24 protein-coding genes, 1 tRNA gene and 1 riboswitch are annotated in these 21,349 nt (G+C 57.8%); of the genes, 9 read left to right on the top strand and 16 right to left on the bottom strand.

Annotated elements, in window-relative coordinates; translation table 11 throughout:
• Positions 1 to 63: 63 nt before the first annotated feature.
• From dxs to ACR0D7_RS10580, 6 genes are all read right to left on the bottom strand, one after another.
• Positions 64 to 1,992: a 1-deoxy-D-xylulose-5-phosphate synthase gene (gene dxs / locus ACR0D7_RS10605; RefSeq protein ID WP_480678982.1), complete on the bottom strand. Its 1,929-nt coding sequence runs from the start codon at positions 1,990 to 1,992 to the stop codon at positions 64 to 66.
• A 14-nt stretch (positions 1,993 to 2,006) separates the two neighbouring features.
• Complete coding sequence (locus tag ACR0D7_RS10600) at positions 2,007 to 2,873, bottom strand: polyprenyl synthetase family protein (RefSeq protein WP_480678981.1); 867 nt, start codon at positions 2,871 to 2,873, stop codon at positions 2,007 to 2,009.
• Complete coding sequence (locus ACR0D7_RS10595) at positions 2,874 to 3,116, bottom strand: exodeoxyribonuclease VII small subunit (protein WP_058272726.1); 243 nt, start codon at positions 3,114 to 3,116, stop codon at positions 2,874 to 2,876.
• A complete protein-coding gene (locus tag ACR0D7_RS10590) occupies positions 3,113 to 4,039 on the bottom strand; it encodes a histone deacetylase family protein (protein ID WP_480678980.1) in 927 nt (308 codons plus the stop codon). The genes ACR0D7_RS10595 and ACR0D7_RS10590 overlap by 4 nt, the downstream gene beginning before the upstream one ends.
• Positions 4,040 to 4,108: 69 nt before the next feature.
• On the bottom strand, positions 4,109 to 4,810 hold the full coding sequence (locus ACR0D7_RS10585) for a response regulator (RefSeq protein ID WP_480678979.1): 702 nt from the start codon (positions 4,808 to 4,810) through the stop codon (positions 4,109 to 4,111).
• Positions 4,807 to 5,319: a MarR family winged helix-turn-helix transcriptional regulator gene (locus ACR0D7_RS10580; RefSeq protein WP_480678978.1), complete on the bottom strand. Its 513-nt coding sequence runs from the start codon at positions 5,317 to 5,319 to the stop codon at positions 4,807 to 4,809. Before ACR0D7_RS10580 ends, ACR0D7_RS10585 begins: the two co-directional genes overlap by 4 nt.
• A gap of 159 nt (positions 5,320 to 5,478) precedes the next feature.
• Between ACR0D7_RS10580 and ACR0D7_RS10575 the strand changes: the two genes are divergently transcribed.
• From ACR0D7_RS10575 to ACR0D7_RS10565, 3 genes are all read left to right on the top strand, one after another.
• A complete protein-coding gene (locus tag ACR0D7_RS10575) occupies positions 5,479 to 6,345 on the top strand; it encodes a branched-chain amino acid aminotransferase (RefSeq protein ID WP_170571238.1) in 867 nt (288 codons plus the stop codon).
• Between the two features lie 126 nt (positions 6,346 to 6,471).
• A complete protein-coding gene (locus tag ACR0D7_RS10570; RefSeq protein ID WP_480678977.1) occupies positions 6,472 to 7,422 on the top strand; it encodes an AraC family transcriptional regulator in 951 nt (316 codons plus the stop codon).
• Positions 7,423 to 7,530: 108 nt separating this feature from the next.
• The gene (locus ACR0D7_RS10565) at positions 7,531 to 7,896 is read left to right on the top strand and encodes an SPW repeat domain-containing protein (RefSeq protein WP_170571232.1); all 366 of its coding nucleotides are present in this window, start codon (positions 7,531 to 7,533) and stop codon (positions 7,894 to 7,896) included.
• 146 nt (positions 7,897 to 8,042) lie between these two features.
• Here ACR0D7_RS10565 and cobO read toward each other — a convergent pair whose 3' ends face one another.
• The 5 genes from cobO to ACR0D7_RS10540 form a co-directional block, all read right to left on the bottom strand.
• A complete protein-coding gene (cobO, locus tag ACR0D7_RS10560) occupies positions 8,043 to 8,642 on the bottom strand; it encodes a cob(I)yrinic acid a,c-diamide adenosyltransferase (RefSeq protein ID WP_480678976.1) in 600 nt (199 codons plus the stop codon).
• A gap of 57 nt (positions 8,643 to 8,699) precedes the next feature.
• Entirely contained in the window at positions 8,700 to 9,635 is a 936-nt protein-coding gene (locus ACR0D7_RS10555) for a DMT family transporter (RefSeq protein WP_480678975.1), read from the bottom strand.
• Positions 9,636 to 9,673: 38 nt separating this feature from the next.
• A complete protein-coding gene (locus ACR0D7_RS10550; RefSeq protein ID WP_480678974.1) occupies positions 9,674 to 10,336 on the bottom strand; it encodes an HD domain-containing protein in 663 nt (220 codons plus the stop codon).
• On the bottom strand, positions 10,320 to 11,420 hold the full coding sequence (gene aroC, locus ACR0D7_RS10545) for a chorismate synthase (RefSeq protein ID WP_480678973.1): 1,101 nt from the start codon (positions 11,418 to 11,420) through the stop codon (positions 10,320 to 10,322). Before aroC ends, ACR0D7_RS10550 begins: the two co-directional genes overlap by 17 nt.
• Positions 11,421 to 11,545: 125 nt before the next feature.
• Positions 11,546 to 11,989 (bottom strand): 6,7-dimethyl-8-ribityllumazine synthase, encoded by a 444-nt coding sequence (locus ACR0D7_RS10540; protein WP_480679123.1) that lies wholly within the window; start codon positions 11,987 to 11,989, stop codon positions 11,546 to 11,548.
• A gap of 125 nt (positions 11,990 to 12,114) precedes the next feature.
• Positions 12,115 to 12,314, bottom strand: a riboswitch (FMN riboswitch).
• Between the two features lie 110 nt (positions 12,315 to 12,424).
• Between ACR0D7_RS10540 and ACR0D7_RS10535 the strand changes: the two genes are divergently transcribed.
• On the top strand, positions 12,425 to 13,033 hold the full coding sequence (locus ACR0D7_RS10535; protein WP_480678972.1) for a glutathione S-transferase: 609 nt from the start codon (positions 12,425 to 12,427) through the stop codon (positions 13,031 to 13,033).
• 43 nt (positions 13,034 to 13,076) lie between these two features.
• Here the strand turns inward: ACR0D7_RS10535 and ACR0D7_RS10530 are convergent, their stop codons facing one another.
• Positions 13,077 to 13,523: a c-type cytochrome gene (locus ACR0D7_RS10530; protein WP_480679122.1), complete on the bottom strand. Its 447-nt coding sequence runs from the start codon at positions 13,521 to 13,523 to the stop codon at positions 13,077 to 13,079.
• 487 nt (positions 13,524 to 14,010) lie between these two features.
• On the opposite strand from ACR0D7_RS10530, the gene petA reads away from it, so the two are divergent.
• The 4 genes from petA (at position 14,011) to ACR0D7_RS10510 (ending at position 17,302) form a co-directional block, all read left to right on the top strand.
• Positions 14,011 to 14,595 carry a ubiquinol-cytochrome c reductase iron-sulfur subunit gene (gene petA / locus ACR0D7_RS10525; protein ID WP_170382188.1) on the top strand — a complete coding sequence of 195 codons (585 nt, stop codon included), beginning with the start codon at positions 14,011 to 14,013 and terminating at the stop codon, positions 14,593 to 14,595.
• Between the two features lie 14 nt (positions 14,596 to 14,609).
• Positions 14,610 to 15,941, top strand: a complete 1,332-nt coding sequence (gene petB, locus ACR0D7_RS10520; RefSeq protein WP_170571210.1) for a cytochrome b — start codon at positions 14,610 to 14,612, stop codon at positions 15,939 to 15,941.
• A 17-nt stretch (positions 15,942 to 15,958) separates the two neighbouring features.
• Entirely contained in the window at positions 15,959 to 16,744 is a 786-nt protein-coding gene (locus tag ACR0D7_RS10515; RefSeq protein WP_170382190.1) for a cytochrome c1, read from the top strand.
• Positions 16,745 to 16,888: 144 nt separating this feature from the next.
• Complete coding sequence (locus ACR0D7_RS10510) at positions 16,889 to 17,302, top strand: nuclear transport factor 2 family protein (RefSeq protein ID WP_480678971.1); 414 nt, start codon at positions 16,889 to 16,891, stop codon at positions 17,300 to 17,302.
• Positions 17,303 to 17,313: 11 nt separating this feature from the next.
• Here the strand turns inward: ACR0D7_RS10510 and mtaB are convergent, their stop codons facing one another.
• Both mtaB and dapF read right to left on the bottom strand, forming a co-directional pair.
• Positions 17,314 to 18,570, bottom strand: coding sequence for a tRNA (N(6)-L-threonylcarbamoyladenosine(37)-C(2))-methylthiotransferase MtaB (mtaB, locus tag ACR0D7_RS10505; RefSeq protein WP_480678970.1), 1,257 nt, complete (start codon positions 18,568 to 18,570; stop codon positions 17,314 to 17,316).
• Positions 18,567 to 19,409, bottom strand: coding sequence for a diaminopimelate epimerase (dapF, locus tag ACR0D7_RS10500; RefSeq protein ID WP_480678969.1), 843 nt, complete (start codon positions 19,407 to 19,409; stop codon positions 18,567 to 18,569). The genes mtaB and dapF overlap by 4 nt, the downstream gene beginning before the upstream one ends.
• Positions 19,410 to 19,620: 211 nt before the next feature.
• Between dapF and ACR0D7_RS10495 the strand changes: the two genes are divergently transcribed.
• Positions 19,621 to 19,696 (top strand) — tRNA-Lys (locus ACR0D7_RS10495).
• A gap of 4 nt (positions 19,697 to 19,700) precedes the next feature.
• Here the strand turns inward: ACR0D7_RS10495 and ACR0D7_RS10490 are convergent.
• Positions 19,701 to 20,831 (bottom strand): tyrosine-type recombinase/integrase, encoded by a 1,131-nt coding sequence (locus tag ACR0D7_RS10490; protein WP_480678968.1) that lies wholly within the window; start codon positions 20,829 to 20,831, stop codon positions 19,701 to 19,703.
• Between the two features lie 168 nt (positions 20,832 to 20,999).
• Complete coding sequence (locus tag ACR0D7_RS10485; RefSeq protein WP_480678967.1) at positions 21,000 to 21,212, bottom strand: hypothetical protein; 213 nt, start codon at positions 21,210 to 21,212, stop codon at positions 21,000 to 21,002.
• Positions 21,213 to 21,349: the final 137 nt, after the last annotated feature.

The following is a 21,349-nucleotide window of genomic DNA, read 5'->3' as shown; positions in this document are numbered from 1 at the left end:
GACCAAGCACGTTAAACCCAAGAAAGGGATCTCTCTTTGCCGGCCCATGCACAGGCCGGTAGATCAGGCGCGTTTTTCGCCGATAGTTGTCACACCCAGGACCGATAGCACCTTGGCTTCGATTTGTTCGGCATTCATACCTGCAACCGCGTACATATCCGCAGGGCTCGCCTGATCGATAAAGATATCCGGCAGCACCATCGAACGGTATTTCAATCCGTGATCGAATACACCCTCATCCGCCAAAAGCTGCGCCACATGGCTGCCGAAACCGCCAACGGCTCCTTCTTCAATCGTGATCAAGGCTTCGTGGTTGGCAGCCAGATCAAGGATCAATTCGCGATCCAGAGGTTTGGCAAAGCGGGCATCGGCGATGGTGGGGGTAATCCCCCGTGCCGAAAGGGCCTCGGCTGCCTTTTGAACCTCGGCCAGACGGGTACCGAAGGAAAGCAACGCCACACGCGCCCCTTTCTGGATCATGCGGCCCTTGCCAATCTCCAACACTTCGCCGCGCTCGGGCAGTTCGACACCCACGCCCTCACCCCGCGGGTAACGGAAGGCGATCGGGCCGTCATCATGAGCGGCGGCAGTGGCGACCATGTGCATCAGCTCCGCCTCATCTGCAGCGGCCATGACGGTCATGCCGGGCAAGTTGGCAAGATAGGCAATATCAAACGATCCCGCATGGGTCGCGCCATCCGCGCCCACCAGCCCCGCGCGGTCGATGGCAAAACGCACAGGCAGGCGCTGAATGGCCACGTCATGTACCACTTGGTCATAGCCACGCTGCAAAAAGGTCGAATACATCGCGCAGAAGGGCTTCATTCCCCCCGCAGCCAGCGCCGCCGCAAAGGTCACGCCATGCTGTTCGGCAATTGCCACATCGAAACAACGAGACGGATAGCGCTCGGCAAACAGGTTCAGCCCGGTGCCATCCGGCATCGCCGCAGTAACGGCGACAATCTTGTCATCCCGCCCGGCCTCATCCACCAACGCCTTGCCAAAGACAGATGTATATGAGGGCGCGTTTGAGGGGGCTTTTTTCTGCTCACCCGTCACCACATCGAATTTGGCGGTGGCGTGGCCCTTGTCGCGGGCCTGCTCAGCGGGGGCATAGCCCTTGCCCTTTTTCGTTAGCACATGGATCAGGATTGGCCCGGTTGCCCGCGCCTTGACCGTGCGCAATACCGGCAGCAGCTGATCCATATCGTGTCCGTCGATCGGACCGATATAGGAAAAGCCCAACTCTTCGAACAGCGTTCCCCCAACGGCCATACCTTTCAACATTTCCTTGGCGCGCTTTGCGCCTTCACGGAACGGCTCCGGCAACAGTGAAACCGCACCCTTGGCAGCGGCTTTCAGGTCGTGGAATGGAGCCTCGGTATAAATTCGCGACAGATAGCTGGACAGAGCGCCGACGGGTGGGGCGATGCTCATCTCATTGTCGTTCAGGATCACGATCAGGCGTTTCCGCAGGTGACCTGCATTGTTCATCGCCTCAAAGGCCATACCCGCCGACATCGAGCCATCGCCAATTACCGCAATCGCGTCGCCTAACCCTTCGGGTGTGACGCCGCCTAAATCGCGGGCCACGGCAAATCCCAGCGCCGCGCTGATCGAGGTTGAGCTATGGGCCGCGCCAAACGGGTCATAGGGGCTTTCGCTGCGTTTGGTGAACCCGCTGAGGCCGTCCTTCATCCGCAGGGTACGGATGCGGTCGCGGCGTTCAGTCAGGATTTTATGCGGGTAGCACTGATGCCCCACGTCCCAAATGATCTTATCGCGAGGTGTATCGAACACGGCATGCAGCGCGGTGGTCAGCTCGACCACGCCCAGACCCGCGCCTAGATGCCCACCGGTTACCGACACGGCCGAGATCGTTTCGGCCCGCAATTCCTGCGCCACCTGATGCAACTGGGCATCCGAGAACTGCTTGAGATCCGCAGGGCGGTTCACAAGGTCCAGCAAGGGCGTTTTCGGACGATCAGACATTTGGCGTTCCTGGCTTATCTGTCCCGGGCAATAACGAAGCGGGCGGCGTCCTTCAAGGTTTCAGCCGAAGCACCATACCCGTCGAGCGCGGCACAGGCATGATCCACCAGTTCAGCGGCGCGCCTTTTGGCGGCATCCAGGCCCAGCAGTGAAACAAATGTGGCTTTGCCCGCATCCGCATCCTTTTGCAGACGTTTACCGGCCTTTTCCGCATCACCTTCTACGTCCAAGATGTCGTCAGCGATCTGAAAGGCAAGCCCCAAGGCTTGGGCATATTGGCGCAACGGCTCGGGGTCCGCCTGCGCTAGCCGCGCTCCTGAGCAGGCCGACCATTCGATCAGTGCGCCTGTCTTGCCCGCCTGCAGGTGTGTAATCTCATCTAGTGCCAGCGAAACCTCAGCCGTTTCCGCCGCAATGTCCAAGGCCTGACCCAGCACCATGCCCTGTGCTCCGCTGGCCTTAGCTAATGTTAGAGCCAATTCAGCGCGAATCTCTGCCGTCCCAACCTCAGACCGAACGCACATTTCAAACGCTAGTGTTTGAAGTGCATCCCCAGCCAAAACAGCGGTGCCTTGATCCCATTTCACATGCACGGTCGGACGCCCGCGGCGCAAGTCGTCATCGTCCATGCACGGCAAATCGTCATGCACTAAAGAATAAGCGTGCAGTGCCTCGATTCCCACTGCAGGCCAGATTGCCCGATCCTCGCCCACACCGTGCAGGCGCGCGCTTTCCAACACCAGAAACCCGCGCAACCGCTTGCCGCCTTCGGTGGCATAGGCCATCGCCCGGGTCACATCCAGATCGTCCAGCGCCCCCAGAACCAGATCGAACTGATCCTGAATCCGCGCCGCATCCTGCGCTAGCTTTTCGCGAAACATTTACTGACCTTCGACAGGCGTCGTCCCGGTCGGCTGGCCATTGGCGTCCAAGGTGATCGCGGCGACCTTTTCCTCGGCCCGCTTCAACTCATCCTCGCAACGTTTTTTCAACGCTGCCCCGCGTTCGTATAACGCGATGGACTGGTCCAGCGCCACGTCGCCGCGCTCCAGCTGGCCGACGACGGCCTCAAGCTCTTTCATCGCCTGTTCGAATGTCATCTGATCAACGGGGGTATCGGTCATCGGGCTGCCTTCATCAATTCTTCCACATGGGCGCGGGTGGCCTCGGCCAGTGCGTTCAGATCATACCCGCCTTCCAGAGTCGAGACGATACGTCCCCCGCACACCTCGTCGGCGATCTTGCACAGCTCGGCGGTGACCCAGGCGAAATCGCCAGTGGACCAGTTCAGATTGGCCAGCGGATCGTCCTGATGTGCATCAAAGCCGGCTGAGATGATGATCAGTTCCGGCTTGAACGCACGCAAACGCGGGAAAGCCTGCGCTTCATAAGCCGCGCGCATCTGGGCGCCACCAGTGCCGGGCGCCAGAGGGATGTTCAAAACAGTCTCGTACGCGCCGGTCTCATCCGGACGCCCCGATCCAGGCCACAGAGGCATCTGCTGACTGGTGATCACCAGCGCACGTTTCTCGTCCCACAACAGATCCTGCGTGCCATTGCCGTGATGGACGTCGAAATCAACGACGGCAACCCGGCTCAACCCATGGTGATCCAGCGCGTGTTTCGCCGCAAGCGCCGCATTCCCGAACAGGCAGAACCCCATTGCAGTGTCTGTTTCCGCATGATGCCCCGGCGGACGGATGGCACAAAACGCGTTCGGGACCTCTCCGCCCAGCACCATATCCACCGCCCGCACCACGGCTCCGGCGGCGCGATAGGCGGCGTCGACTGAACCCGGAGACATGAACGTATCCCCGTCGATCTGGGCGAACCCGTCTGCCGGGCGTGTTTTCCGAATATCCCGGATGTAGCTCTCTGGATGTACCCGCAACAGATCATCATCCGCTGCCAAGGGTGCCGTGACACGGTTCAGGTCCAATGGCTCCAACGCGTGTAGTATATGCTCCAGCCGCTCCACCCGTTCAGGGTGTCCGCCCGGTGTCACATGCCCAAGGCAATCCGCATGAGTCAGAAGGGCAGTTTTCATCGGAATCCCTTTTCATCTGGCCAAAAATATCCTCGCCGAAGGCATAAAAACGCCGCGCAGCGGCTGAAATCAGTCCGGCGCCAACATATACCCGGCACCGCGCACCGTCTGCAAATAGCGCGGCTGCTTCGGGTCCTGCTCGATCTTTCGACGCAATCGCGTGATCTGAACATCCACCGCGCGTTCCTGCGCCTGCCCCTTGTCGCGGCCCAAATCCTCGACCAGCTTGGCTCGGCTGATAGGCTCGCCCGGTTGGGCCGAGAATATTTTCATCAACTGGCTCTCGGTGGCTGTCAGGCGCACGGGTTCTTCGCCCTGCCACATCTCTCCACGCTCCACGTCATATCGGATCGGCCCGAGATTCAAAATCTTAGTTGCTGTATCCTGCGCTGGCGTTTCCGGCATGCGCCGCAGAATTGCGTTGATCCGCAGCAACAGCTCCTTCGGCTCAAACGGTTTGGCCAAATAGTCATCCGCACCCGCCTCAAGCCCGGCAATCCGGTGTTCGGTCTCGCCCCGCGCGGTCAACAGCAGGATCGGGGTTGAATGGGTTTCGCGCAGTGTTCTGGTCAGGCTCACGCCATCTTCGCCCGGCATCATCACGTCCAGAACGATCATGTCGAAGTCCAGTCCCGACAACACCCGGCGGGCATGGGCCGCATCACGGGCCGCCGTGACCAGAAATCCGTTCCGCATCAGAAACTTCTTGAGCAGGTCACGAATACGCTCATCGTCGTCAACGATCAGCAGATGGGCATCCATATCGCTCATGAGGTAGTATCCCGCAGTTTCGTATAGGCATGACGCATATCAGTATCCATCATCGCTTCAAGCACTTTACGAAATCCTGATACGGCCTCGGGGCCTGCATCCTTGTAAGCGGCGCGCATGCGTACGCGCTGGGCTTCGGACAATTTCGCCTCCAGCGCCTTGCCCTTGTCGGTCAAAAACAAGTGGCGTTCACGTTTGTCCACGGTGCCAACACGGCTTTCAACCAGACCATCGTCGATCAAAGTCCGCAGCACCCGGTTCAGCGACTGTTTCGTCACCCCCAAAATGGCCAGCAGGTTGTTTACCGTCGTTCCCGGCGCACGGTTAATGAAATGAACGGCCCGATGATGGGCTCGGCCATAAGCCAACTGTGCCAGAATTCGATCGGGATCGGCGGTAAAGCCCCGATAGGCAAAAAACATCGCCTCGATCCCCTGCCTCAGCTGTTCGTCAGTCAGAAACAAAAGGCTTTCGCCGCCAAAGACTTGAGCGGGACGCGTATCCGACATAGCATGCCTCATTCATTACTCAGTGTCGACTTTATGTCAGTGTTATTGACATTCCAAGAGTGGACAGGTATCGATCCGCAGTTTCTGTGCCATTTATGTCCGCATCGGACTTAGATGGCTCAACCATCGAAAAATTCAACCCAGTTCAGGAGGATTCGCATGGCGGGGTATGATGATCGTGACGGCGTGATCTGGATGGATGGAAAGTTGGTGCCCTGGCGCGACGCCAATGTGCACATCCTGACCCATGCGATGCACTATGCATCCTCGGTCTTTGAGGGCGAGCGCGCATATAACGGCAAGGTCTTCAAAAGCCGCGAACATTCCGAACGTCTGATCGCCTCGGCCAAGGCACTGGACATGCCCATGTCCTATTCGGTCGACGATATCGAGGCAGCCAAGGAAGAAACGCTGAAAGCCAGCGGCCTGCAGGACGCCTATATCCGAGTGCTGGTGTGGCGCGGATCCGGCGAAGACATGGGCGTGGCTTCCGCCCGGAACCCGGTACGGATGGCCGTAGCCGTCTGGCCGTGGGGCGCCTATTACGGCGACGCCAAGATGCAGGGCGCCAAGCTGGATATCGCGGAATGGAAACGCCCCAGCCCGGAAACCATCCCGGTCCACGCCAAAGCGGCGGGCCTTTACATGATCTGCACCATTTCCAAGCACAAGGCCGAGGCCAAGGGTTGCTCGGACGCGCTGTTCATGGATTGGCGCGGCTATGTAGCCGAGGCAACAGGGGCCAATGTGTTTTTCGTCAAGGATGGTGAGGTGCACACCCCGCTGGCGGATTGCTTCCTGAACGGCATCACCCGCCAGACGGTGATCCAGATGCTGAAAGACAAGGGCATCACCGTCCACGAACGCCGCATCAAGCCCGAAGAAATGGCTGATTTCGAACAATGCTGGCTAACCGGTACCGCAGCCGAAGTGACGCCGGTAGGTCAAATCGGTGATTACACGTTCGAGGTTGGTGACCTCACCCGTGAGATTGCTGCCGATTACGAGGCACTGGTTCGCGCCTGATCTTACAAAATCATAGACCCGAAAAACCCCGCCTTTCGGCGGGGTTTTTCTTTGCCTGAAGTTCAAGTTTCTGTGCAGATCGTTCAGTTGGCTGGACGAATGCGTAGTCGGGTGTAGGTTACCCTCATGTTGGACCTGCTCAGCGATATCCTCACCCGCCTGTCCCTAAGGGGGACATTCTATTTCCGCACTTCCTTTACCCCGCCCTTCGGCATTCAGGTTCCGGCCTTTCAAAACGTGGCCCGATTTCATTTCGTTCAACGCGGAGAACTAAAGGTTTACGTCTCTAACACAGGGGATACATTGCGTCTGAAGCAAGGTGACCTGATCCTGATCCCGCACGGGTCAGCCCATGCGCTGCTGTGCAACGAGGTCAAACCGCTCGATGCATTGCCATTGGAACAGGTTCTGGACGAGGCCGGGTATCAGGGCGATGGCGTGCTGGTCTATGGCGGCGAAGATAAAAGCCGCGACACGCAGTTGATCTGTGGTCATTTCTCGTTCACCGCTCCGCCGGGGCGACAGGGTACCGGGCATATGCTGATCGACCGGCTGCCACCCTACATCCTGATCGAAAGCTACGGCGAAGAGGCTGGGGCCTGGATCGAAGCCACCCTTCGCATGATCGGCTCCGAGATCAGCGGCGCTCGGATCGGTGGCGATCTGATCGCCCTGAAACTGTCCGAAGTGCTGTTCGCACAAGCCATTCGCGCACATCTGGAACATCAAAGCCCAACCGATACCGCCCTTTCGGGATTTGCTGATCCCCGCATCTCGCGTGCGTTGACCGCCTTTCATCAGGCCCCCGCGCAAGAGTGGAGCGTCGAGTCGCTGGCGCGTGAATCCGGAATGTCCCGCACGGCCTTTGCGCAGCTGTTCGCAGAGAAAATGGGGACCACGCCCATGCAATACCTGACCGACTGGCGCATGCAGATTGCTTGCCACGGCCTGACCGAGAACCGTTGGAACGTGGCGGATGCGGCGGCTGAGGTCGGTTATGCCTCTGAGGCTGCGTTTTCCCGCGTATTCAAGAAACAGATCGGCCTGTCACCGGCAGCTTACCGGTCGATGCACTGATCCGGGCTATTTCTGAACGATCTGCAATTTTTCAAGGACGAACCAGAATTAAACGTCCGGCACTCTTGCCTAGTTTGGGGTCAGACCAAACAAGGAAAGGATATTTCAATGTCTGTTCGTTTTGTTACCCGAACCGTACACGCCTATTTAGACTACCCGGTCGCCTTCGCACTGATGGGGCTGCCTTTCGTCTTGGGGCTGGGGCAATCCAACCCGATGGCCTTGTGGCTGTCAGTTGTAACCGGAGCGGCGGCCTTTGTTCTGACCGTGCTAACCGATCACCATCTGGGGATTTGGCGGGTGCTGCCTTACAGGTTTCATCTGGCTGTCGATCTGCTGGTCGGTGTCGTTTTTCTGGCCGCGCCCAGCCTGTTTGGGTTCTCGGGCATGGACGCAATATTCTACTGGCTGAACGGGGCGGCAGTGGTCGCGGTCATCTCGCTCAGCACGCCGGAAGAGGGCGTAACCACCTGAGTTGCTTATTCTCAGATGGTATTGTCCCATCATGGGGCTGCTAGAAAACTGAACCGCTTGTCCAACGGAAAAGCGGTTCATTGCGACCTCTCAAAGCATACCCAATTGAGTAAAATCCGTCTTTTTGTATTGTTTAGACTCTAGTATCAGAAATCCACCCCGCGCTGAGCCTTGATGCCAGCCTGGAACGGATGTTTCTCCTCGGTCATTTCTGTAACCAGGTCAGCATAGTCTCGCAGCGCCTGCGGCGCGTCGCGTCCGGTCAGGAAAACGCTGGTCTTGTCCGACCGTGCCTTCAGCCCATCAATCACCTGATCGACCGAGAGATATTCATAACGCAGGGCTATGTTGATCTCGTCCAGAACCACCAGATCATACTCACCACTGGCCATCAGCACGCAGGCTTTGTTAAAGGCGGCGTTGGCGGCGGCGATGTCACGCTCTTTGTCCTGAGTGTCCCAGGTGAATCCCTCACCCATCGTGTGCCAAGTGACCAGATCGCGTTCTTCGAAAAATCGCCGCTCACCAGTTTTCCACTTGCCCTTGATGAACTGCACCACGGCAACCTTCTGACCCCAGCCCAGCGCACGGATCACCACACCAAACGCGGCCGAGGACTTGCCCTTGCCCTTACCAGTGTTGATCAGCACCAGCCCGCGGCCGGGATCAACTGCTTCTGAGACTTTCTTGCGGTGCTGGGCTTGCACCTTCTGCATCTTTTCCTTGTGATCCTGTGCGTCGCTCATGGGGAACCCTCAATTTGTGTCGGGCACACCCTAGGGGAAGTTCGGCAAAGGTAAAGGTCAGGCTTTGGGATCGGTGGCGGCGCGGGCCTTGCCGCGTTCCAGACCCAACTGATGTTCGCGCCAGATCACCACGATATTGCCCGCAATCACCAGCGCTGCACCAGCCAGCATAACCAGCGTGGGCAATTCACTGAACCAGACATAGCCGATGACGATGGCAAACAGCATCGACGTATAATCGTAAGGTGCCAGCATCGACGCTTGTCCAAAGCGATAAGAAGATGTCACCAGAATCTGTGCCACACCACCGATCAGACCAGCTAGGATCAACAGGGCTGCTTGATCCCATGTAGGCACTACCCAGCCCCAGAAGACAGTCAGCCCGGACAGGAACGTCGCAGTCATCGAGAAATAAAACACGATGGCCGCCGGGTGATCGACCTGTACCAATTGGCGGATGTGAATTTGCACAAAGGCGCGGGCGATGGTCGCCCCCAGAATGCACAGAGCACCAATAGTGGCAGCAGTCTCTAAATCGTTACCGCCCAACCGGGGCCAGATCATGACCAGAACACCCAACAGGCCGATGGCCACGGCAGCGATTCGAATCTTGCGAATACGTTCACCCAGCATGAGCGCAGCCAGAATTAGCGTGAAAATCGGTGTGGCATAGCCAATCGCGGTAGCCTCGGGCAGAGGGATCAGGCCAAGGCCCGTGAACGTCAGCCCCATTGCCGTGGTGCCCAGAACGCCGCGCCAGAAATGGCCCATGGGTTTTCGCGCGACAAAACCCTGCGCCAGCTCTCCACGTGCGATTAGCCAGATGACGATAACCGGAATGGCAAACAGAGACCGAAAGAACACCATTTCGCCCGGTGGAAACGTGTCCGACAGGGCCTTGACCAAGGCTGACATGGCGGTGAACAGAAACACCGCGCTCAGTTTCAGAGCGACAGCCAAAAGCGGTCGATGCGATGTTAACGATTTAGCCATGCGCGCGACCCTGCGCTCTTAGTTCGGAAAGATCAACGTCAGCCAGGAATCCAGTCTGGTGGCAGTACGCTACCGATTTCTTCCGAGAATTCTTCAAGAAAGCGGATCATGCGCTGCACACGTACCTGTGCGACAGCCCTACCGCCTTCAGTCAGCATGTCAGAGGGCAGCGCCAACAGCTTCACTTTCCAATGGTCGAGAGAATAAGTCAGATCGTCCAACGGGCGCTTGGCTGCAAATGGGTCTGCCGGATCATAAAGCGACCGGCCCAAAGCGCCGGAGACGGAAAAATTCCTTGCGATCCCAATCGCGCCCAGCGCGTCCAGCCGATCTGCATCGCGCAGAATGCACGCTTCGGGTGATACCGGCGTGATATTGGCAGAGAAGCTGTGCGCCTCAATCGCGTGCTGAATTGCAAAGATTTGAGCCGGGTCATAGCCGAGTTTCCCAAGAATAGGCTCTGATTCTTCAGCGGACCGACGTGATGCCAGATGGCGGTCGGGGGCGTCTTTGGACAGATTCACCAGATCGTGCAGATAGCTGGCGGCTAGCAGGACAGGCATATCAGTTTGCTCGTCCGCGATGGCCTGCGCGTTCACCCAGACGCGGTCCAGATGAGCCAGATCATGCGCCGGATCGGTCTCCATCCGCTGCGCGACGACTGCGCGCAGGCGCGTGCGCAGATCAGCCGATCCGTCCACGGTTCTCTCCGATCTGTCCGCGATGCAGCAGCAGGTGGTCAAGGATCACGCAGGCCATCATCGCCTCACCCACGGGTACCGCGCGAATGCCGACGCAGGGGTCGTGGCGGCCCTTGGTGATGATTTCGGTTTCTTCACCGGACTTGGTGATGGTCTTGCGGGTGGTCAGAATCGACGAGGTTGGCTTGACGGCAAAGCGCACCACCAGGTCCTGCCCGGTCGAGATACCGCCCAAAATGCCGCCTGCGTGGTTCGAGCTGTATTGCGGGCCGTTCTGGCCCATGAAAATCTCATCGGCATTGGCCTCGCCGGTCAGTTCAGCGGCGGCCATGCCTTCGCCGATCTCAACGCCTTTGACAGCGTTGATCGACATCATCGCGGCGGCCAGATCAGTGTCTAACTTGGCGTAAACGGGCGCTCCGATCCCGGAGGGGACACCGCGCGCGACCACTTCGACCACCGCACCAACCGAGTTGCCGGACTTGCGCAGATCGTCCAGATAAGCGGCCCAATCCTCGGCGGCTTGGGTATCCGGCGTCCAGAAAGGGTTCTGTTCAATCTGTGACCAGTCGAAATTGGCGCGGTCGATCTTGTGCGGGCCAATCTGTGTCATGTAGCCGGTGATCTGCACATTCGGCGCGATCTGTTTGATGGCTTCGCGCGCCAGCCCTCCGGCAGCGACACGCGACGCAGTTTCGCGGGCCGAACTGCGCCCTCCGCCACGATAATCACGGATGCCGTATTTCTGCCAATAGGTGATATCGGCGTGGCCTGGACGGAACTTGTCCATGATATCGCCGTAGTCTTTCGAGCGCTGATCAGTGTTCTCGATCATCAGTTGAACAGGCGTGCCGGTAGTCTGACCCTCGAAGACGCCGGACAGAATCTTCACTTGATCGGGCTCGCGCCTTTGAGTGGTGAACTTGTTCTGCCCCGGCTTGCGCTTGTCCAGCCAGTGCTGGATCATGCTCTCGTCGATTGCAACGCCCGGTGGGCAGCCATCTACGGTCGCACCCAATGCGGGTCCGTGGCTTTCGCCCCAGGTGGTGACGCGGAAAAGGTGTCCAAAGCTGTTCATCGACATGGGGCATGCTCCTTTGCGCGTCGTGATTAGCGGGCAAGGGCCGCGGCCTCAAGCGGATTTGCTGTTGAGAGCGGGTTGCACTGCCCGATGGGCAGCGCGTTTGAGTATTTCTGAAAAGCTGAAGATTAGGCCGCTTTCGCGATTTCGGCACGGGTTTTCGTTATCTTGAGCGCGGCCTGCGCAGCCTCGCGGCCTTTTTCAACGAAATGAGCGCGGTAAATGGCATTGTGGTGGTCGGTTTCCTGATATTGGTGCGGGGTCAAGGAGATAGACAGGACAGGAACACCAGTATCCATGCCTGCGCGCATCAGACCGTCGACCACGGCTTGCGCCACGAAATCGTGCCGGTAGATGCCGCCATCCACCACAAAGGCGGCGCAGGCGACGGCGGCATACTGGCCGGTTTGGGCTAGGTCACGCGCCAGCAAGGGCATCTCGAACGCTCCTGGAACGTCAAAGACATCGACCTGCTCTGCGGGGATGAGGTCCAGAAACCCATCCAGTGCGCGGTCAACGATATCGGAATGCCAGTTGGCTTTGATAAAAGCATAGCGGGTGTGTGTCATCATGATCTCCTTTCGGTTTGGTGGCCTGCTGGCGGTCGCGAAAACCGGTTCCCACTTTTCGCTGCCAGCCCGGCATGACACGTCACCCAAGGCGATCACGAGCAGACGCACCGCATCACCGGCACGCTGCACGTTCTCTTTCATCCGGACTGTAACCGTCGGCTCTGGCCTCTCACCAGATCTGCTGACACCCTTTGGTGGTTCCACAATTTGTCCGAAAACCGGTTCCCACTTTTCGGATCGTGGACACCGCGAGGCCGCTCGCGGGCTTACGGGTCATTGCCCGCATACCGCCGGTGGGGAATTTCGCCCCGCCCTGAGAACGGGGCGGACCTTGCCAAGCCATACGCAGTTGCGCAAGGGGTATCGCCACCCAAGAATTGAAGGTTTCGATTCAGGCCCTGTAATGTAAGGTCGGCGCTAGCAGGGAGATCGCGAATGAAACTCTATCACAGTCCGACGTCACCTTATGTGCGCAAGGTCATGGTGTTGCTGCACGAAACCGAACAGTTGCAAGATGTTGAGCTTGAGACGGTCGCAAATACACCGGTTTCACCCGCTGCGCCCTTGCTGTGCAAAGCGCCGCTGACCAAGGTTCCGGCGTTAGAGCGCCCGGACGGCCCTACCTTGTTTGACAGCCGAGTGATTTGCGCCTTTCTGGACACGCGCGCAAAGGCCGGGCTCTATCCTGAAGGTGCCACACGCTGGGACGTTCTGACGCTTGAGGCATTGGCCGACGGTATCCTGGATGCCGCGTTGTTGATGACCTACGAAGTCCGCCTGCGCCCCGAGGACAAGAAATGGGACGACTGGAGCGAAGCACAATGGGTCAAGATCGAACGTGCCTGCGCGGCGCTAAACCAGCGCTGGATGGCACATTTGTCGGGCTCACTGGACATGGGGCAGATCGCCGTAGCTTGCGCGCTGGGCTATCTAGACCTTCGCCACGATGCGCGCGGCTGGCGCAAGGGAAACGACGCGCTTGCTGCTTGGTATGCCGAGTTCAGCAAGCGCCCCAGCATGGCTGCCACACGCCCGCCGAGTTAAAAATGACGCCCCGCGCCTTGAGCGAGGGGCAAGGCGCTTATGCTCATTGGGCATTGAAGGTGGCGAGATAGGCGGCGATATCCTCGGCGCCTTTTTTCAGCTTTACGCTCATGTTCGGGCGGGCCGTCTCATCGTCCAGATATTCCCGAATGAAACCGATCGGGTCTTGTGAATAGGCAGCGATGTTGTCTTCTGTCCAGATCAACCCTTCTTCACCTGCGCGGATCATGTCGTCGGTGAACATGCCTATCGGCAGACGTTCGCTTCCGTTGAGGTAATCGGTCTCGGTACCTGCCAAGCGGCCGACAACTCCGTAAAGATTCGGTCCGGTGATGCCTCCTTTGACCAAAAACTCCCCATCTTTGATGATCGCATGGCAAGAGGAGCAGCGATTAAAGAGTTTTTCGCCTTTTGCCGGATCACCGGCGGCCGCGGCGTGCGAGGAAAAAGCCAGAACAAGGGTCAGCATAGGGGTAAAGAGCTTCGACATGGGAAACGTCCTGCTAAGGGTGGTAATTTCCCGCGCCTTCATGGATTCACGTTAAAAGTGCAATCGAAATCGAGCACATTTAAGCCTTTATAAAATATCTATTTTTAACTCAGTTATTATCCAGCCACACATTTCGAAAAAGTGGGAAATTGCGTGGCAAAATCTGGTCAGAATCTTGCCCGCCATCTGCTCTTCGAAAGGATTTGGGACGCCCCAACCACAACCTTCCGTTAGGCGATTTTCTAGCCCGAATCACATAGACCCCGAGTTCAGGCGTAGGGCGGGTTTCTCCACTTAAACCCGCTTGCATCTTGAAAAAATGCCACCTCGTTGTGACATGAATGCCCAGATGCGGCGTAGTGCGCGCCTATGACCGCTGGACGAACCGATTTCTCCCCGCTAGATAGCCGCGATGAGACGCCGTATTTGATGCGGTGCTGATGCATGTTTGCCCGCATCCGCGGGCGCCGGAATCGGAGAAAACCTCGTGTCCCACGCAGAAGACAACGAAGGCACCCGCAGAGATTTCCTCTACTACGTCGCTGGCGGCGCAGGTGTCGTTGCGACGGGTGCAGCCGTATGGCCCCTGATCAACCAAATGAATCCCTCGGCAGACGTTCAGGCGCTGTCCTCGATCCGCGTGGATGTGAGCGGCGTTGAGCCGGGTACGCAGCTGACCGTGAAATGGCTGGGTAAACCCGTGTTTATCCGTCACCGCACTGGTGCCGAGATCCAGGAAGCGCAAGCGCAAGATGCTGAAGGCGTTGGCGCGCTGCCCGACCCGCTGGCGCGTAACTTCAACCAGCCAGCGGATGCACCTGCGACCGATGCCAATCGCGTGATGCCCTCGCCCGAAGGCGAAGCACCGGGTGCTTGGCTGGTTCAGATGGGTGTGTGTACCCACCTGGGTTGTGTGCCTCTGGGTGATGCTGGTGACTTTGGCGGCTGGTTCTGCCCCTGCCACGGCTCGCACTACGACCTTGCCGGTCGTATCCGCAAAGGCCCCGCGCCTGAAAACCTGCCTGTCCCGCCTGCGGAATGGGTGGACAACAGCACAATCAGACTCGGCTAAGGGAGACCTAACTTATGTCCGGAATTCCCCACGATCATTACGAGCCGAAGACAAACGGCGAGAAGTGGCTGAACAGCCGCCTGCCCATCGTCGGCCTGCTGTATGACACCCTGATGATTCCCACCCCGAAGAACCTGAACTGGTGGTGGATCTGGGGCATCGTCCTGGCGTTCTGCCTGGCGCTGCAAATCGTCACCGGTATCGTTCTGGTGATGCACTATACCCCGCATGTTGATCTGGCCTTTGCCAGCATCGAACACATCATGCGCAACGTGAATGGCGGCTATATGCTGCGCTATCTGCACATGAACGGCGCGTCGCTGTTCTTTGTTGCGGTCTATATCCACATCTTCCGTGGCCTGTTCTACGGCTCGTACAAAGCTCCGCGTGAAATCACGTGGATCATCGGAATGCTGATCTACCTGATGATGATGGGCACCGCCTTCATGGGCTACGTTCTGCCCTGGGGTCAGATGTCCTTCTGGGGTGCGACCGTGATCACCGGCCTGTTTGGCGCGATCCCGTTTGTGGGTGACGCGATCCAGACCTGGCTGCTGGGCGGACCCGCGGTGGATAACGCTACGCTGAACCGCTTCTTCTCGCTGCACTACCTGCTGCCGTTCGTAATCGCGGCATTGGTGATCGTGCACATCTGGGCCTTCCACACCACTGGCAACAACAACCCCACAGGTGTTGAAGTGCGCCGCGGTTCGAAAGCCGAAGCTGAGAAAGATACGCTGCCGTTCTGGCCGTATTTCGTGATCAAGGACCTGTTCGCGCTGGCTGTGATCCTGGTCGTGTTCTGGGCCATCGTCGGCTTCATGCCGAACTATCTGGGCCACCCGGACAACTACATCGAAGCCAACCCGCTGGTCACACCTGCGCACATCGTGCCCGAATGGTACTTCCTGCCGTTCTACGCGATCCTGCGCGCGTTCACCGGTGAGGTCTGGGTCGTTCAGTTCGCCAGCTTCATCACCGGCGGCATCATCGACGCCAAGTTCTTTGGTGTGATCGCGATGTTCGGCGCGATCCTGGCCATGGCTCTGGCGCCCTGGCTGGACACTTCGACCGTGCGTTCGGGCAAGTACCGTCCGATGTTCAAATGGTGGTTCTACCTGCTGATCATCGACTTCTTTGCCCTGATGTGGCTGGGTGCGATGCCCGCGGAAGAACCCTATGCGACCTTCTCGCTAATCGCGTCCGCCTACTGGTTCGCCTATTTCTTCGTGATCCTGCCGATCCTCGGCGTGATCGAGAAACCTCTGGCCCAGCCCGAGACCATCGAAGAAGACTTCAACGCGCATTATGGCAAGGCTGACGCCGACGCCACGCCGGCCGAGTAAGAAGAGGGACCGGAAACATGTTCAAGAAACTTGCAATCGGTGCCGCGTTTGCTCTGGCTCTTACCCCTGCTGCGTCCTTCGCGGCAGGTGGCGGCGAGCAGCATATCGAGGATTTCCACTTCTCGTTCGAAGGGCCTTTTGGCACCTGGGACCAAAACCAGCTGCAGCGCGGTCTTCAGATCTATACCGAGGTCTGCGCGGCCTGCCACGGCCTGCAATATGTGCCTCTGCGTGATCTCGAAGCGCTGGGGTATTCGGAAGAAGAAGTCATCGCCTACGCTGCGGGCAACTTCGAAGTGTTCGACCCCGAGCTGGACGATTTTCGCCCGGCGATCCCAACCGATCACTTCCCGGCCAATAACGGTGTTGGCGCACCGGACCTCAGCCTGATGGCTAAGGCCCGTGCCGGCTTCCACGGCCCTTACGGTCTGGGTATCAACCAGCTGTTTAAAGGCATGGGTGGCGCGGAATACATCGCCTCGCTGCTGGACGGCTATACCGGTGAGGAAAAGGAAGAGGCAGGCGCCGTTCTCTATGAGAACAAAGCCTTCCCCGGCGGCTGGATTTCGATGGCACCGCCGCTGTCCGACGATCAGGTGGAATTTGCCGATGGTCACCCGGCCACGGTTGAGGCCATGTCCGAAGACATCGCCGCCTTCCTGATGTGGACCGCTGAACCGAAGATGATGGAGCGCAAGTACTCCGGCTTCGTCGGCGTCATCTTCCTGTCGGTGCTGTCGGTGCTGCTGTACTTGGTCAACAAGCGCCTGTGGGCCGCTGTGAAGGGTAAAAAGACCGTCTGATCGGTCTTACCCAAGGATTTAGAAAGGCCCGGCGCACGACGCCGGGCCTTTTTTGTTTGCAACCATTCGGGTGCTATACTCGACCCGTCCCCTTTTGTTTCGGGGCAGTGCATTTTTACCGGATATCATTTGGGAGAACGGATTATGGACACGCAGCGCAACGTCGAAAAGATGCGCAAGGCTTTCAAGGAATGGAATGACTGCAAAGCCTCTGATGTCGGTATGTGGAAAAAGTACACAACCGAAGATTTGTGCATGCGCTCGCTGGGCAGGGGGCAATACGGGCTGGATTTCAGCTGCGAACGCGATGGTCGGGCCGAAATGCAGGAATATCTGGAAGACCTGACCAAGGCGTTCGAAATGCAGCATTGGACGCTGAAAGATACCATTGCCCAGGACGACAGGGTAGTAGGTATTGGCGTTTGTGCCTGGACGCATAAAGGCACCGGCAAAACAGTGGAGACGCCAATCGTTATCATATGCCGATTCCGCGATGGGCTTGTCTGCGAATATGAAGAATTCTACGACACTGCTGCGGTATCTGCCGTGACCAGCTAAGTGCGCGTGCCTCAGGCGACCAACTGAGTCACGGTACACCCAAGCACTTTCGCAGTCACAATCTGTCCCTCGGTTTGTGGGGTATCGAATGTGACTTCGGTGAATTGCTCGGTCCGGCCCATATGGGGGTTCTCCATCAGGATGTGATGGGTTTTGCCGATCTGGGCGCTCAGGTGTTTGGTGACCTGAGCCTCACCTGCAGCGCGCAAGCGGGCTGCACGGTCTTTGATGATATTCCCGTTGATCTGCTGCGGTATCCGGGCCGCTGGGGTGCCGTCGCGCTTGGAATAGGGGAAGACGTGCAGCCAAGTCAGATCGCAGTCTGTGACCAGCTTCAGTGAATTCTCGAAATGGGCATCAGACTCGGTCGGGAAGCCTGCAATGATGTCGGCGCCAAAGGTCATTTCAGGGCGCAGTTTGCGGGCTTCTTCGGTAAAGCGGATGGCATCGTCGCGCAGGTGGCGGCGCTTCATCCGTTTCAGGATCAGGTCATCCCCGTGTTGCAGCGACAGGTGCAGATGCGGCATCAGGCGCGGTTCCGTCGCGATAGCCTGCATCAGGTTTTCATCCACCTCGATCGAGTCGATCGAGCTGATCCGCAGGCGCGGCAGGTCGGGCACCAGTTTCAGGATGCGCATCACCAGATCGCCCAGTTTGGGCTGTGCGGGCAGGTCTGCGCCCCATGAAGTCAGGTCAACGCCGGTCAAAACAACCTCGTTATACCCCCGGTCCACCAGCCGTTTGATCTGATCCACCACGACACCAGCCGGGACGCTGCGAGAGTTGCCTCGACCATAAGGGATGATGCAAAAGGTGCAGCGGTGATCACAGCCATTCTGCACCTGCACATACGCGCGTGAGCGTGTTCCGAACCCATCGATCAGGTGCCCGGCGGTTTCGGTGACCGACATGATGTCATCGACCTGCACGGCCTCGGTCTGGCCAATGAAATCCGCGGCCATGCCCTTCCAAGTGTCGGGCTGCATCTTCTCGGTATTACCGATGACCGCATCGACCTCTTCCATCCGAGAGAACGTCTCGGGTTCGGTCTGAGCGGCACAGCCGGTTACGATCAGTCGCGCATTAGGATTTTCACGGCGCAGCTTGCGAATCTCCTGCCGTGCCTTGCGCACCGCCTCGGCCGTGACCGCGCAAGTGTTCACCACGACCGCATCGGTCAGCCCCGCCTGTTGCGACAGCTCTTTCATCGCCTCGGTCTCATAGGCGTTCAGACGGCAGCCCAGCGTGGTGAACTTGGGGGGATTCATTCCAAAGACCCCAGGAATTCAGGCGTCAGCGTACCCGAGAAAACATGGCACGTCGGCCCAGTCATCCAGACACCATCCTCGCGCCAGTCGATCCAGATGGTGCCGCCATCCAGATCGATTTGCACCTTGCGCCCGGTCAGACCGCGCCGTGCGGCTGCAACGGCCGTTGCACAGGAAGACGAACCCGACGCCAGCGTAATGCCCACGCCCCGCTCCCACACACGCATACGAATGTGATCCGGCCCTATGACCTGCGCCACTTGTACGTTGGTACGTTCGGGGTAGAGCGGATGATGCTCATAACGCGACCCAAATTCGGTCAGTGGGATCGCTTCGGCATCTTCAACAAAGAATGTGCAATGCGGGTTGCCCATGCCAGTGGCGCTTGGGCCGCCCTCAATCGGCAGCTCCAGCGTGTCGACTTCTTCGGCCAGCGGAATCTCGTGCCAGCTCAACTGCGGCTGCCCCATATTAACTGAGGTCAGGTCGCTCCCAGCGTCGCGCGCATACAGCGTGCCGCGTTCAGTGGTCAGCGTCAATTCGGATTTTCCGGTTTGTTCCATCAGAAACCGGGCAATACAGCGCGTCGCGTTCCCGCAAGCCGCCGAGGTCGATCCGTCCGCGTTGTAAAACACCAGGTGCGCATCCGCTTCGCCGTTTTCAATCACGGCCAACTGGTCAAAGCCCACACCGAATTGCCGGTGCCCGATTCCCCGTGCCAAAGCGGGTGTGACCTCAATGTTATCCGCGCGCGCATCCACAATGACAAAGTCATTGCCTAGCCCGTGCATCTTCATGAAGGGCAAACCCGTGTCGTGTGTTTGTTGCATGGCGGGCATATAACGATGGTCAGGAAAGGAATCCACCCTGCAGTGAAGATTCCTGAAAAAAGGGGTTGACCCCCCTGAGCCACCTGCCTAATTAGGCCGCCTATCGGGACGCTGGAAACAAGTTAAGTTAAGGCGGAACGACGCGCAAAATAAAGGCTTGAACCCGGATGGGAAAATGCCTTAGAGAGCGCCACGGATCGAAGAGATCCAGAAAAAGAGTGGGCCGTTAGCTCAGTTGGTAGAGCAACTGACTTTTAATCAGTGGGTCGCAGGTTCGAATCCTGCACGGCTCACCACTTTTCATAATTTATCCTTTCCCTGTATTGGGTTAGTTAAAGATTTGACGAACCTTTCTGATAGGTTCGCCAAGTTACGCTCTCCGTTGGGACGGGATATTAGCTTTTCCATAGCAGAATCCGCCATACCACCGCGACCGGCAGCCTCAGTGTAACGCTGCACGAGCGCAAGCGTTTTGTGTCCCGTTACAGCGCCGATTTCATGGGCGGTGGCGCCCGCCTCAGCCAAACGACGCGCGCAAGCCTTACGCAGGCCATGGGCGGAGCAATGCGGTAGCTTGGCCTTTTCCGTCCAGCGTTGCATCAGGTTTCCAAGCCCACCTGCTGAACGCGCCTTGCCTTTCAGAGTCGCGAGGAAGGGACGATCCGTTGGAAGCTTCGCCAGTACCTCAGCTAAGTCAGGATGAATGGGTATTGAAACAAGGACGCCACCTGATCGGCGCGTTTTCTGCCGTTTATACTCGATCTTCCCGTTACGAATATTCTCTGGCCCCAACTTGACCGCATCGACCCGCGCTGCGCCAGTGTAAAGCATCAGAGTTACGGCTGTATGAGCTAAGGTGCCAGACTTGTGGGTTTTGAAGAACTGAGCCAACTCATCTTCGTTCCAAGTGTGAAAACCTTCACTGCCTACTCTAAAAGGTTTTGTTGCCCGGGCTGGGTTGTCGCCGCGCCAATCCAATGAAATTGCAAAATCTAGCAATTGGATCAATCGTTTGCGCAAGTTGTTGGCCGCAGTCGGGGTTTCGGCCTTTTCAGACAGGATCGTTTGGACGTGCCGCCGTTTCATTAATCGCACCGGCTTGTCACCGTGTTTTTCGCGAAATTTTTCAACGATCCCACGATAGACCTTTTGTGTGCTGCTGGATAAGTCGAGGAACCCAGGCGATCTATACCAAAGCGCCACAAGTTGGTTGACGCTATAAGGTTTGATACGTTCCGCCCCTACTAGTCCACGAGTTTTCTGGCCGTTCAGAGCATCTTCATAGCGTTGGATAAACAATTCCGATCCATAGTCGCGTCCCAGCTCTGCGGAGAAGCCTTTTTTCCTAAAGCGCCAACGGCGACTACCATGTCGGTCGAAATAAGCGGTCGCTCCTGGAAACTGGCGTTGCTGCTTCAAATTCAATCCCATGGATTTTCACTTCCTTCGGGTGATGGTTCTGTGCTGTAGATCACAACTTTTCCATCGCGGCTTATCTCTGATCTCACTATAGGAATTCCCGCATCCCGATACGCCTTAAGGTATCGTGCAAGCTCAGTCTGTGTGAGCGCAGTGCGCGGCATAGCCATGATGAGTCCCCTATTTGGCATCTGTTGACAGCTTTGCTTCTGCTTTGACGGAGAACTTCTCGACATAGCGCTCCCAAGCACCTCGTGGAATTTTCGGGTTTCGCTTCCCTGGGGCCGTAAAGATGTGATCCAGCATTTCTGCGCGAATTAGATATCGAACATTAGTAACTGGAATTCCCACTCGCTCTGCCAGTTCTTTCGGAGTTTCAAGAAGTTTTTCCACACGTGGCCTCCACAATTCGCTTACAAACATAGGCGGCAAAGTTCCCTTTGCGCTCAAGATCGAACAGACTTACCTTGAATTCGACAGAATCAGGCGTACTGCATTTATTTGTGTTTATTTATTACTTTTGTAACCAC

This window comes from Ruegeria sp. BB7 (assembly GCF_056539365.1).
The sequence above is the reverse complement of the archived record's forward strand: the minus strand, read 5'-3'. Positions and strand labels throughout refer to the sequence as shown.

Coding starts and splice junctions, on each gene's coding strand:
- dxs (WP_480678982.1), bottom strand. CDS start 1,992: ATGTCTGATCGTCCGAAAACGCCCTTGCTGGACCTTGTGAACCGCCCT.
- ACR0D7_RS10600 (WP_480678981.1), bottom strand. CDS start 2,873: ATGTTTCGCGAAAAGCTAGCGCAGGATGCGGCGCGGATTCAGGATCAG.
- ACR0D7_RS10595 (WP_058272726.1), bottom strand. CDS start 3,116: ATGACCGATACCCCCGTTGATCAGATGACATTCGAACAGGCGATGAAA.
- ACR0D7_RS10590 (WP_480678980.1), bottom strand. CDS start 4,039: ATGAAAACTGCCCTTCTGACTCATGCGGATTGCCTTGGGCATGTGACA.
- ACR0D7_RS10585 (WP_480678979.1), bottom strand. CDS start 4,810: ATGAGCGATATGGATGCCCATCTGCTGATCGTTGACGACGATGAGCGT.
- ACR0D7_RS10580 (WP_480678978.1), bottom strand. CDS start 5,319: ATGTCGGATACGCGTCCCGCTCAAGTCTTTGGCGGCGAAAGCCTTTTG.
- ACR0D7_RS10575 (WP_170571238.1), top strand. CDS start 5,479: ATGGCGGGGTATGATGATCGTGACGGCGTGATCTGGATGGATGGAAAG.
- ACR0D7_RS10570 (WP_480678977.1), top strand. CDS start 6,472: ATGTTGGACCTGCTCAGCGATATCCTCACCCGCCTGTCCCTAAGGGGG.
- ACR0D7_RS10565 (WP_170571232.1), top strand. CDS start 7,531: ATGTCTGTTCGTTTTGTTACCCGAACCGTACACGCCTATTTAGACTAC.
- cobO (WP_480678976.1), bottom strand. CDS start 8,642: ATGAGCGACGCACAGGATCACAAGGAAAAGATGCAGAAGGTGCAAGCC.
- ACR0D7_RS10555 (WP_480678975.1), bottom strand. CDS start 9,635: ATGGCTAAATCGTTAACATCGCATCGACCGCTTTTGGCTGTCGCTCTG.
- aroC (WP_480678973.1), bottom strand. CDS start 11,420: ATGTCGATGAACAGCTTTGGACACCTTTTCCGCGTCACCACCTGGGGC.
- ACR0D7_RS10540 (WP_480679123.1), bottom strand. CDS start 11,989: ATGATGACACACACCCGCTATGCTTTTATCAAAGCCAACTGGCATTCC.
- ACR0D7_RS10535 (WP_480678972.1), top strand. CDS start 12,425: ATGAAACTCTATCACAGTCCGACGTCACCTTATGTGCGCAAGGTCATG.
- ACR0D7_RS10530 (WP_480679122.1), bottom strand. CDS start 13,523: ATGTCGAAGCTCTTTACCCCTATGCTGACCCTTGTTCTGGCTTTTTCC.
- petB (WP_170571210.1), top strand. CDS start 14,610: ATGTCCGGAATTCCCCACGATCATTACGAGCCGAAGACAAACGGCGAG.
- ACR0D7_RS10515 (WP_170382190.1), top strand. CDS start 15,959: ATGTTCAAGAAACTTGCAATCGGTGCCGCGTTTGCTCTGGCTCTTACC.
- ACR0D7_RS10510 (WP_480678971.1), top strand. CDS start 16,889: ATGGACACGCAGCGCAACGTCGAAAAGATGCGCAAGGCTTTCAAGGAA.
- mtaB (WP_480678970.1), bottom strand. CDS start 18,570: ATGAATCCCCCCAAGTTCACCACGCTGGGCTGCCGTCTGAACGCCTAT.
- dapF (WP_480678969.1), bottom strand. CDS start 19,409: ATGCCCGCCATGCAACAAACACACGACACGGGTTTGCCCTTCATGAAG.
- ACR0D7_RS10490 (WP_480678968.1), bottom strand. CDS start 20,831: ATGGGATTGAATTTGAAGCAGCAACGCCAGTTTCCAGGAGCGACCGCT.